Genomic DNA, 12020 nt, shown 5'->3' with positions numbered 1-12020 from the left:
AGAAAGCCGTAACCAAAGAAACAGCGCTGCCTGATGAGGCAACGCTGTTTCTTTGGTTACTTATGGATCACTCGTAAACACCATACCATTGGTTAACGGCCAAGTGGTTGTACGCCTCAGGAAGAGAGGGATGTTGATTCCGCCATGCCTTTGCTGCCCCGATTCAACCAGCTCACACGCCAGCGGGATTGCATGAAGAGAACCAGGAACAGGGAAGCTGCTGCAATCAGGCTAAGAATGACAAAACCTGGTGTATAGGATTGATAACTGCTGTACAGTTGACCGAGAATCAGCGGCAGTGCATACCCGCCCAATCCGCCAGCGGCACCTACAATACCTGTCATTAGACCAATCTCGTTACCGAAGCGTTGGGGAACCAGTTGGAACACCGAACCATTTCCGGCTCCCAGACACATCATGCCGAGGAACAACATGACTACCACAACGGGAAGTGGTGGCATGAAGGATACACCGATCAACATGATACAGGCACCTGTGTACAGGAAAGTTAGCATGCGAGTTCCCCCAATTTTGTCCGCCAAGTACCCCCCAACAGGCCGGAAGAAACTGCCTGCGATCACACAGAAGGTGGTAATGTCTGCGGCACGAACAGGAGAGAGTCCATACTGGGTGTTGAAGAAGATGGTGAGATAGTTACATAATCCAACGAAACCACCAAAGGTTACACAATAGAAGGCACAGAATACCCAAGCATCTTTTTGTTTAAGCAGACTTCCATATTGAGACAATTTCTTGGGTTCAGGCCGGTTAGGGCTATTCTTGGCAAAGATAGAAAAGAGAATAAATACGATAGCAATCGGTATAATAGCAAGTCCGAACACAACTTCCCAGCTGCCAAAATGCGTAGCCAAGCGATTGGCAAACAACGTCGCGAGTACGGTTCCGCTGTTACCCGCCCCGGCAATACCCATGGCCAGACCCTGATGCTCCTTGCCATACCATTGGCCTGCCAGAGGTAGCGCAGCAGCAAATGAGGCACCTGCGACACCAAGCAAGAGTGCCACCACGTACAGTTGGCTTAAAGAGTCAACCCATAACCAGCCGAGTAATAAAGGAACTAAGGTGACGAGCATCCCGATCTGTGCGGTTAGTTTCGGACCAATATAATCAGACATGAAGCCAAGCACAAGGCGCAGGATGGAGCCGCCGAGAATAGGCAATGCGACCAGATTGGCCTTTTCCAGCGGAGTCATCGGATAGTCCAATGCAATGACAACTGCGAGTGGACCCAGCATCCCCCATATCATAAAACTGATGTCAAAATACATAAACGCCCCGAAGAGGGTGGGCTTATGCCCGCTTTTCCAAAAACTTTTGCTCTCCATCATCCATCATCGCTCCTCATCCAATTGAGATCTTCGTGATTTGTCTATGTGCGTGTTAAGGCAGAAAAAGGCCGCAATTCGTCCAGATCTGAACGATTTGCGGCCCCGTTGCCGACAGGCGGTACACGTCATTGTGTTCCCGCATCTGAGTTGATCACAGCACTGTGATTTTGATTCAAATTATAATCAAGAAAAAATAGATGTGTCAACAAAAATAACATGAAATTTTAAATAATTCATTTTTAAATGTATTTCGAAGTTTCTGTGTTAATTATGTTGACATTAGATTCCGATTCCCTTAATCTGAATCTAATATGAATCCACACAAAGGCGTGTGGATTCCGGAGGCAACGGTGCCCTTTTCCGAATCATGGAGAAGGGATTTTTCTGTTTATTTTTAGGTGAGAGAGATAGGGGGGCAGCCCATGAGCAGAAGCAAACTGGTGATTATCGGAAATGGCATGGCTGGAGTGAAGTGTGTTGAAGAGATCATCGCACTGGAGCCTGATACGTATGAGATTGTCATCTACGGCAATGAACCCCGTCCCAATTACAATCGGATCATGTTATCGAAAGTATTGCAGGGTGAGCATTCGTTACAGGATATCATAATCAATGATTGGAGCTGGTATGCCGAGCATCATATACGGCTATGTACAGGTGAAACGGTACACCGGATTGATACCCGTGGAAAATATATAGAGACGGAATCCGGACTAAAAGAAACCTATGATGTCCTGATTCTGGCGACAGGGTCTTCACCTTTTATCCCATCGATTCCGGGAATGGATAAAGAGAGGGTCATGTCCTTCCGAACGATTGATGATTGTACGCGCATGTCTGATTATTCTAAAACCTATCGCAAGGCCGCCGTCATTGGTGGTGGATTGCTTGGGCTGGAGGCTGCGCGCGGGTTACTGCATCTGGGCATGGAAGCTGTGGTGGTACATAACGCACCTTACATTATGAACCGGCAGTTGGATGAGAAGGCTGCCGCGATGCTTCAGGAGGAACTTGAAGCGCAGGGCATGTCCTTTCTTTTGGCCAAGAATACGCAGAAAATTACCGGACGATCGCAGGCCCAGGGGCTGCTATTCACAGATGGTTCCAAGCTTGAAGCTCAGGTTGTCATTGTCGCTGTAGGGATTCGGCCAAATGTGGATCTGGCCAGACGAAGTGGAATCGCCACGAATCGGGCAATTATGGTAGATGACTATATGCGCACTAGTGTACCTGATATATACGCAGTCGGGGAATGTGCTGAACATCGGGGGATCAGTTATGGTCTGGTGGCTCCCTTATACGAGCAGGGGAAAGTACTCGCACGTACGCTCTGTGGGCAGGAAACTCCTGAATACAAAGGATCTATTCCCTACTCACAGTTGAAGGTATCGGGGGTTGATGTTTTCTCAGCGGGTGAGATCAGTGGGGAAGGCATGCAGACCGCAATTCAACATCTGGATGGCATTCAAGGCACATATAAAAAAGTGCTGATGCAGGCTGGTAAAGTGCGTGGAGCCATTTTATTTGGAGATACAACCGAAGGAACGGCATTGCTTGGACTTGTGCAACGGGGCGCAGATGTGGCGGAATTGGCTCCGCGTGAAGGGGCCCCAGACCCGGCTGAGATGGCTGCTGCGGCATTACCGACTCAGGAGACCGTATGTGCCTGCAACAATGTGACCAAGGCGGCCATTATGAAAGCTATTCAGGAACAGGGTCTCGAGACGGCAGATCAGGTGAAGGAGCAGACTAAGGCGTCGGGTTCATGCGGTGGCTGTCGTCCGATGGTGGCTGCTCTATTGAAACATACACATAATCTGAAAAATAACGGGGGTACAGGCGTGGTAGCCACACCGGATAAACCTGCTCCAATGCCTGTGTGCAGTTGTACGGATCTTGGGCATGCAGAACTGAAGGAAATACTGGTTGACATCGTTGTTATGAAGATAGGGCTACCAGACTTATCTTTGATCTTGCAGAAGCTGGGTTGGGATTCGGAACATGGTTGCTCGGTATGTCGCCCGGTAATTCATTATTACTTACAGGTATCCGGTGGAACGATTAATGACAGAGAGATCGAAGGTCACTCAGAGATTCAGGTGCGCTGGGATGATCGTATTCCACAGTTATCCTATGCAAGAGATGCCAGGGGGTTGGCTGCACAGCTCCGTGCGAGTTGGATCGGTGCTGCGATGCCGTCGCCGGTGAATATGGGAGTCGCACCAGGACCCGGGTCATTGGTGAGCGCACTAGTGCAGGATATCGGCTTGCTGGCTTCACCGGCTGGATGGGAGATATACGCAGGCGGTCACGCAGAACATCCGGTCAAGCAAGGTGGCTTGCTCGGGGTGGCTGAAACAGAGATACAAGCGGCAGCACTCGCATCAGCCTGCCTTCAATGGTATCGACAAACCGCTTGGTATGATGAGCCGTTATGGGCATGGACGGAACGATTGGGATTCATGTCGATTCGGGAAACGCTGCTGGATGACCAGTTACAGAAGGAACTTGCAGCTACACTTCAAGCTGATATATAGATGAAAGGCGGGGATGGAAAGATGGGATTATCCGTGAGTTCAGAACCAACAGCCTCCAAGCTGTATGTAAAGGAAACCCAGTGTCCGTATTGCAGTGTGCAATGCAAGATGACTGTTGAAGAACTGGCTGCACCTGTTGCGGGCCAGCGTCGTGGTGAGTATACGGTTCAGGGTGTCCCGAATGAAGCCTCTCAGGGCAGGTTGTGTGTGAAGGGCATGAATGCTCATCAACATGCGCTCAGTGGTCAACGATTAATGCATCCGCTCATTCGTCGTAATGGCGAGCTTGAACCCTGTTCCTGGGAGGAGGCCATTCAGACCATCGCAGAGCGGGTTCAGGACTTGAAAGATTCATACGGAGCAGATACGGTCGGAGTATACGGAGGCGGATCTCTGACAAATGAAACAGCCTATCTGCTCGGCAAGTTTGCCAGAGTTGCATTGGGGACAAAATATATCGACTATAATGGACGGTTCTGCATGTCAGCTGCGGCTTCAGCTGGCAGTAAAGTATTCGGGATGGATCGTGGATTGACGTTTCGTCTGTCCGATATTCCTAAGGCGGGCTGCATTGTACTTGCAGGTACCAATATTGCAGAATGCCAACCTACCCTTCTGCCATACTTCAATCAAGCGAAGGAGAATGGAGCCTTCATTATCGTTATTGATCCACGCAAGACGGCAACCGCTGCCATTGCCGACCTTCATTTGCAGGTGAAACCTGGCATGGATGCTCTGCTGGCAGATAGCATGTTGAAGGTGATTATGGATGCCGGATTGGTGAAGCCTCATTTTATAGACCAACGAACGCATGGTTACGATCAATTGATACAAGGGTTGGCTGATCTGCAACTCGAACAGGCGGCACAAACGTGCGGGGTTGATCTGGCGCTGATTCGTCAGGCAGCGATGGCCTATGGTGAGGCAGAGACAGGCATGATCATGACAGCACGTGGTGTGGAGCAGCAGACGGATGGGCATATGGCCGTCAGGCACTTTCTGAACCTGGTGCTGGCGACTGGCAAAATTGGCCGAGAAGGCTGTGGATATGGTGCCATCACAGGTCAAGGCAATGGTCAGGGCGGACGGGAGCATGGGCAGAAGGCTGACCAGCTGCCGGGTTATCGATCCATTGAAAATGAAGCTGATCGTGCCTATGTGGCATCCGTCTGGGGTGTAGACCCTGCAAGTTTGCCAGGCAAAGGGGTATCCGCCTACGAGATGATGGAGAAGGTCCATGATCAGGAGATTCGGGCATTGCTTGTAATGGGCTCCAACCCGGTCGTATCCAATCCCAATGTGCGTTTGGTGGAAGAAGGTCTGCGCAAGCTGGACTTTCTGATCGTGGCAGACATGTTTCTATCCGAGACAGCGCGAATGGCTGATTTGGTTCTGCCGGTTACGTCTTACATGGAGAATGAAGGCACACTGACCAATCTGGAGGGGCGAGTTCTGCTTCGTGAACAGGGGCGGCCTGCGCCGGGAGAAACGCTCGATGATTGGGATATATTATGCCGGATTGCCGCGCAATTGGGTAAAGCTTCTTATTTTGAATATGACACTGCTGAGGATATCTTTAATGAGCTTCGGGTGGCGAGTCGTGGCGGAGTGGCTGATTACTATGGCATTACCTATGAGCGTTTGCGTAACGAGAAAGGGGTATACTGGCCGTGTTCTGCCCTGGATGATCAGGGAGAAGGACTGCTGTTCGGTGAACGATTCGCACACCCGGACGGCAAAGCGGCATTCACATTTGAATCCAGCCCGGGCTGGAATGATATATCTTCGGAGTTCCCCTTAATTCTCACCAATGGGCGTGTGTTGCCTCATTATCTTACAGGGGTGCAGACACATCGAAGTCCGGCATTGGCAGCTCGTGAATTGGAGAACTTTGTTGAACTTCACCCGGCTACCGCTGCCCGTTATCGTATTCACGATGGAGAGTGGGTGGAGATTCAATCGGTGTACGGAAGCTTCACGGTTCGTTCGCGCATCAAAGATTCGATTCGGGAGGATACCTTGTTCGTGCCGATGCATTGGGGCGGCATTCAGAATGTGAATCGGGCCACCAGACCAGAGCTAGATCCGTTCTGCCGGATGCCTGGGTTCAAGACAGCAGCTGTAACCATTCGACCTTTGCGCTTGGCCAGATGATTCATGCAGGTTTCAGTTTATAAAGGTTCTCAGGCGACATAAACTGTTCTAATGGTAGCTTAGCGGCTGCGCAGTCCATATTTATATGAGACTGTGCGGCTTTTTTTGCGTATATGTACGCAAGTAGGCCATAGTTCCGTGGTTCCACGTAAACATGAGGATTGGCTCATGAATATGGATTGAATTTTAGTTATGATGTTCATTAGGGGTACATATGTACGTATTTTTGATTTTATTTTGAGACAGATGGTCATTTTGAGTTTAGGTTATTTCGCATCGTGGTATAGATATCGGGGCTTATGGAAGCTTCTTCAAATAGGGCAGGACATAGGGGGGAACACGGTGAACGTATGGATAACGGTAAAAAGTCTGGGTAAGCGCAAGCCGGTACTTGCCAAGCAAGCTGCCGAACTTCCGGAAACAACTCATACGTTAAGGCAGCTCATTGAGAACATGGTGGCTCTGCAAGTGAAAGTCCTTCAGGACAAGAAGCAACAGGCAGAATTGCTCGCCTACCTGATGCCGGATGATATTAAGGCGCAAGGAGCGGCGGGGAAAGTCGGATTTGGCGCAGTATACAATGAGGGTGTTCCTGATCTGAATGTTGCGATGGAGACAGCTATAACCGCCTATGAGGATGGGTTATATAAAGTATTTCTCAACGATGATGAATTGCAGGAGCTGGATGAGTCACTTGTTGTAAAAGACGGAGATAACGTGGTATTTATTCGTTTTACAATGCTTGCCGGACGTCTGTGGTAGAGAGCGATGAAGGAGGAGAACAGGATGAATCAGGAAGATCAAGTACAGGTGTATATGGATGAATTGCAGGAAAGAGCCAAGTCATTAACAGGGGTACAGCTTGAGCTGGCAGGCTATGTTGTGGAGATCGCCGGGTCTACCTATTTGCGTGGAGATGAAAAGATGTTTTTGAATACTGATAAGCTGCTTGGAAGGCTGGCTGCAGAAACGCAGAAACCATTATTCCAGCCACTATTGGATGTACTCGAGCATCTGGCGAGCGAGTCATTGGTTGCACGATTCCGTTATATCGCAGAGCGTGCGACTCGTTTCCCATACAGTAACAACTATGAACGCCGGCCTTTCCGCACATCCGATCCGGAGCAGCATGTAGAACAAGTCATCCGTAAACTGATGGGATTGTTCCGTATGGAAATGAAAAATTTCTCCTTGGAAGAATATGTGTCACTACGTGAGTACAAGCTGGATTATCTGCATGAGATCCGTTGGGTCCTGGCCGATTGTATCGCTTATGAACTGGATCATCAGGGTGGAGATATGAAGCAGGCACTGCACGATATTATCTATGGTGACAATCAGACGGCGTTGTTAACCCATGAAATGATCAAAGGTATATTCATGAGCGATCAGGCAGATGCCTATCAGATGGTGGGTGAGTTGCTCGTTGCAGCAAGGTTGCAGGAAGGGCTGCGCCAAAGCATTGTGGAGCGGATGGATGAAGGAACACTGGAAGCCTATATTTACATATTAAAAATCATCATCGACAACAACCTGATCCGTTTCAGTTCGGTGGTAAGAGCACTCGCCGTATGGACGGGAATTGGTATAGAAGCAGCCAATCAGCGTGTTGCTGCACAGCTGATTGAACAGGCGTATGAGGCGCTTGTGCAACCAGAAGTGCGCGAATCCTGGCAGCAGGAAGCGAACGCCAACAAGCTCTTTATCAGCCTGTGGGCGACAGCGGTCATTGAAGAGAATGAACTGACGAGCAAGATCATCGAGATTATGGATCAAGGCCAATTATATCAGAAGATTGTTGCCCAATACGTACTGGCTAACAGCCAGAACAGAGAGCTTCGTTTGCACATTGCACGTCGTTATCTGGAGGCGCAGGATACCGAGTTGATGCACTGGATTGTGACCAACTATGATGCCATGTATATGTACAACTGGAGTTTCGAGAATGGAGAGAATCAGCGTAGTGTCTACGTGTGGCCATTGCCTGCGCTTGAAGATAAGGCATTGAGACGTCAGGACTTTGATAAATTCAAACAGATGTTGGCTGTCATTCCAAAAGGCGGATCAGGTGGACCATCGGGTGTACTTGAGTATGTTCACTACCGGATTGATACAGATGATGTAGTGAAGAAAATGTTATATCTGGCCGCTTATGATATGGACCCGGAATGGATCGGCGAAGTCATCGCAATCAAGGACCGTTTGAGCCCAGAACTGCGCGGGGAACTGTTGTCCCAGTTTGTTCAGCATCCCGATAATGAGGTGCAAAGACAGTTTGTGTTTGAGAGTTTGTCTGATAAAAGCATCAGTAATCGGGAAAGTGCGCTCTCCAAGGCGAAGCAGCTCACGTTGACGGTTGAAGAGATGAAACAGATGGAGGCGCTGATGAAGCTCAAGACAGGCTCACTTCGTCAGAAGGTCATCCATGTATTGTTACTACAACCCGTGGACCAATTGACGGTTTCACTGAAGCGACTTTTGCAGGCCAAGAGTGAGTTGCAGCGTCTAGGCGCGCTCGAATTGTTGACCGAGATTGCGGCAGATCCGGATCGGGCAGATCAGCAGGAGCAATTGCAGCCATTGGCACAGCTGATTGAGACGCCAACCGCGAAGGAACAGAAGTTGCTCGACAAGCTGACGGATCAGGGGAGTCGCTATACGGCCGCTAATGGGTTTAATTTATTCGATCCGAAGCGACGTGAGCCATTGCTGGAAGAGAAGCGTGACCTCAAAGGCCACAGTCCGAAGGATATCTTTACACTTTCTCTGGATAAGACCAGACCATTCCTGCAGGGGCTCGATGAATTAGTGCATGAACACAGGGATCATGAGTATGAAGTGGAGTACTATGCTGGCTACAAAGACACGTTGTTAGTCGGAGCGAGTCTTCGCTCCAAGGTTCCGTATGGAGAGCGGAATGAAATGAAGCAGATGGAACAGTTCCCGCTACATGACATATGGGAAAACTTTATTCAACATGCTGGGTTTAGCAGTGTGGAACTGATGCAGCTATACATGGTTATACAGCTCCGGGATTTCAATGGCAAATTGAGTGACCATTACAGTTACTTCCATGATCAGTATGACTATGAAGAACTGCAAAAGATTCCGTTATTGGAAGGCTGGCGCAAGTCGTTTGCCGACCAGATCTATCCTCTGGATGACATCGAAAAGCTACAGCAGATGCTGGATTCGTTAACGTATAAGGATCAGGTAGTGGCACTGATATCGGCGGCATTTCTGGATAGCGATCCGATCGACACGTTTGAAATAGCTGAGAAAACCTGGGCCTCCATCATCGCGAGTATGCCTGCTGATCGACTCGAGAAAGAGTCAGGCATGCTTCATATTCTGACTGGACCTTGGAATTATGTGGTTCGTGGCAAAATCCATGACGATAACAGCTTCAAACGTTTCTTCCAGACAGCCTACCAGTTCGCCAGTCTTGTAGAAAATAGTCAACCGTTGTCCTTGCTGTCACTTGAAGATTTCCTGCGTGCGTACCAGTTGAACCTGATTGATGAACAGGAGATATACCGACAGGTTCTGGTCGGTGGGAATCGTCTGATGTTTATTCGGGACTTAACATCCACTCGTACAGAAGTGATCGCAAGTGATCCCAAGCTGATTCATTTACGGGATACGGTCGTTAATCGGATTCTGGAGATCGAGCTGACCCGGGGAGAACTCTCTACAGAAGTAAGTACACTTGCCATGAAACTGGAACGAATTGAAGGCATGGAACACTGGGTACATCTGGTCTCGGCGATGGATCAGGATACATTTGTCCGTGGATATATCTACAGTTATGGGGACAACACAACACGTAAAGAGACGTTTAGCTATCTAATTCAGAATTGTCATCCACGGGATGGAGAAGATGAGAAGCGTCTTGGAGAATTGCTCCAGAAGTATCCGGTGAATGAGAAAAAATTGCTGGAAGCAGCTATGTACGCCCCGCAGTGGATGGAGATTGTTGCAAAACATCTGGAATGGGAAGGTCTCCGCAGTGCGGCATGGTACTTCCATGCTCATATCAATGAACGCTTTACTGCGGAGAAAGAAACCATCGTGGCCCACTATTCTCCAATCTCACCACAGGACTTTAATGAAGGTGCGTTTGATATCGCTTGGTTTGAAGAAGCCTATGCTGCTGTCGGTGAGGAACGGTTCAATCTGTTATACGATTGCGCCAAGTACATTTCCGGGGGAGCTAACCACCGCAGATCCCAATTGTTCGCAGATGCTGCACTGGGCAAGCTTCGATTGGACGATATGCGTGATTCCGTGTCAGACAAGCGAAACAAGGATCATTTGTTAACCTACAGTTTGATCCCATTCGCCGTAAATCGGGAACAGGATCTGCGTGAGCGATACGACTTCATTCAGAAGTTTCTGTTGCAGAGCAAGCAATTCGGTGCACAACGCCGTGCCAGTGAAGGTGTAGCATCACAGATTGCACTGGGCAATCTCGCTCGTAATGCAGGTTATGCTGATGTTACGCGGCTGATGTGGGACATGGAAGCACGTAAGTTGGATGAGATGAAATCCTTCTTTGAACCTCATGCATTAGATGCTGACACGACAGCACAATTGGTCATTGATGAGGAAGGCCAACCCGAAATGGTTATCGTTAGCAAAGGCAAGACACTCAAATCTGTACCTGCCCGGTTCAAAAAAGATGGATATATCGCTGAACTGAAAGAGCTCAAATCGGATCTGGTGGATCAGTATCGCCGGGCACGGCAGGAGCTGGAACGTTCGATGACTGCTGGAACATCCTTTACACGTGAGGAAATTACCAGTCTGATGCAAAATCCGGTTATACATCCGCTGGTAAGAACGCTTATATTCCAGTCAGGTGACAAGACGGGACGATTCGATGTATCATCCAATGGTTTGGTTGCTCCTGGGCCGGAGGGTACGAACCATGCACTATCGGAACAGGATCAACTGTTGATTGCTCATCCGCTTCATCTGTATCAGAGCGGAAGCTGGAGTGAATTCCAGCGGGATCTGTTCACCCGTCAGGAGCGTCAGCCCTTCAAGCAGGTATTCCGTGAGCTGTATCTTCCTAACGAGGACGAATTGGCTAATGGTACGGTGTCTCGTCGATACGCCGGATATCAGATTCAACCGAAAAAAGCAGTAGCTCTGCTTAAAGGACGCCAATGGACTGTCAGTTATGAGGAAGGTCTGCAGAAGGTAAGTTACGAGCACAATCTGATTGCGAATCTCTATGCCATGGCAGATTGGTTCTCACCTGCAGATACGGAGGCACCTACCTTGGAGACGGTGCAGTTCTACGATCGCAAGAGCTACAAACCTGTAGCGCTGCAAGATGTGCCGCTGACGTTCTTCTCGGAAGTTATGCGTGATATCGATCTGGTGGTCAGCGTTGCACATGTGGGAGGCGTAGATCCGGAAGCCAGCCTGACAACAATCGAGATGCGTCACGTCATTGTGAACGAGTCGTTGCGTCTGCTGAAGATCGACAATGTACGTTTGGACGGGAATTACGCACGAATTGATGGTGAATTGGGTGAGTATGCTGTTCATCTGGGGAGTGGTAATGTGTTCAAACAAGCTACAGGTGCACTTCATATTGTTCCGGTGCACAGTCAGCATCGGGGTCGAATCTTCCTGCCATTCCTGGATGAAGATCCGAGAACAGCTGAGATTTTGTCCAAGGTGATGTTGCTCGCCGAAGATAAAAAGATCAAGGACCCGCAGATTCTTGCACAATTACAGAACTAGAAGTGATTGAACAGAAGTGAGCCGCCCCTCTTGGGGCGGTTTTTTATTTGCTACTCCGATTTTAATGTAACTTCGAATCTCAATATAACGAGTGTAGAACAAGAATCATGGACGGAAAGTGGACAATATGGAGCAATTCCAACATAAAGGCAGCTGAAGAACCTGTTAAAAGGGACCTCAGTTGCTTTTATATTTTTGGATATTTCAATGGACCGGATTGGTT

At 48.9% G+C, this 12020-nt stretch carries 5 protein-coding genes; 4 read left to right on the top strand and 1 reads right to left on the bottom strand.

The genetic code is table 11. From position 1 onward, the window contains the following. Positions 1 to 116: 116 nt before the first annotated feature. On the bottom strand, positions 117 to 1346 hold the full coding sequence (locus tag MKX68_RS06495) for a nitrate/nitrite transporter (RefSeq protein WP_338594837.1): 1230 nt from the start codon (positions 1344 to 1346) through the stop codon (positions 117 to 119). Positions 1347 to 1771: 425 nt separating this feature from the next. Here MKX68_RS06495 and nirB point away from each other — a divergent pair, with 425 nt between their 5' ends. From nirB to MKX68_RS06475, 4 genes are all read left to right on the top strand, one after another. Then, entirely contained in the window at positions 1772 to 3886 is a 2115-nt protein-coding gene (gene nirB / locus MKX68_RS06490) for a nitrite reductase large subunit NirB (RefSeq protein WP_340910165.1), read from the top strand. 21 nt (positions 3887 to 3907) lie between these two features. Further along, the gene (gene nasC / locus MKX68_RS06485; RefSeq protein ID WP_340915311.1) at positions 3908 to 6040 is read left to right on the top strand and encodes an assimilatory nitrate reductase catalytic subunit NasC; all 2133 of its coding nucleotides are present in this window, start codon (positions 3908 to 3910) and stop codon (positions 6038 to 6040) included. A gap of 342 nt (positions 6041 to 6382) precedes the next feature. After that, entirely contained in the window at positions 6383 to 6802 is a 420-nt protein-coding gene (locus MKX68_RS06480; protein ID WP_340910162.1) for a hypothetical protein, read from the top strand. A gap of 24 nt (positions 6803 to 6826) precedes the next feature. Next, positions 6827 to 11797 (top strand): DUF4132 domain-containing protein, encoded by a 4971-nt coding sequence (locus MKX68_RS06475; protein WP_340910159.1) that lies wholly within the window; start codon positions 6827 to 6829, stop codon positions 11795 to 11797. The last annotated feature ends 223 nt before the right edge of the window (positions 11798 to 12020 follow it).

This window comes from Paenibacillus sp. FSL M8-0212 (assembly GCF_038004645.1).
Lineage (GTDB): Bacteria > Bacillota > Bacilli > Paenibacillales > Paenibacillaceae > Paenibacillus.
Note: the sequence above shows the minus strand (reverse complement) of the source record. Positions and strands in the feature narration are given on the sequence as shown.

Excerpts from the sequence above, each read along its gene's own strand:
- MKX68_RS06495 (WP_338594837.1), bottom strand. The coding sequence starts at position 1,346 with ATGGAGAGCAAAAGTTTTTGGAAAAGCGGGCATAAGCCCACCCTCTTC.
- nirB (WP_340910165.1), top strand. The coding sequence starts at position 1,772 with ATGAGCAGAAGCAAACTGGTGATTATCGGAAATGGCATGGCTGGAGTG.
- nasC (WP_340915311.1), top strand. The coding sequence starts at position 3,908 with ATGGGATTATCCGTGAGTTCAGAACCAACAGCCTCCAAGCTGTATGTA.
- MKX68_RS06475 (WP_340910159.1), top strand. The coding sequence starts at position 6,827 with ATGAATCAGGAAGATCAAGTACAGGTGTATATGGATGAATTGCAGGAA.